Origin of the sequence: Streptomyces sp. GbtcB7, assembly GCF_019091445.1 — a bacterium.
GTDB classification, from domain to species: Bacteria; Actinomycetota; Actinomycetes; order Streptomycetales; family Streptomycetaceae; genus Streptomyces; species Streptomyces mirabilis.
On the sequence record NZ_JAGXJM010000331.1, the window covers coordinates 1 to 265 of the forward strand.

The 265-nt window shown below is 80.0% G+C and carries 1 protein-coding gene; it reads right to left on the minus strand.

Going from position 1 to position 265, the window contains the following annotated elements:
* A partial coding sequence (locus tag KVT44_RS56205; RefSeq protein ID WP_217577010.1) for a BlaI/MecI/CopY family transcriptional regulator occupies positions 1-265 on the minus strand: 265 nt, incomplete at both ends.

Below are 265 nucleotides of genomic sequence, written 5' to 3' on the forward strand. Positions count from 1 at the left end.
GGCCGCCGCTGCCGGGCGCTCCCCTTCCCCTGACGGCCACAGGGCGCCCCCGACGATGACCGCCGTGGCCACGGCTGCCGCGACGAGGAGGACACGGCGCCGTCCCCCCGTGGGCCGGTCTGCCTGCCGATCACCCGCGCGCGGCGTCGCACGGGTGCGACGGACGACCGCGGCCCACGCGCGCCCGACCCGCTCGGCGACCCCTACGTCCACCAAGCGCGCGAGCAGGTCCCGCACGGTGCTGGCGGCGCTCCCACTCGCGGGC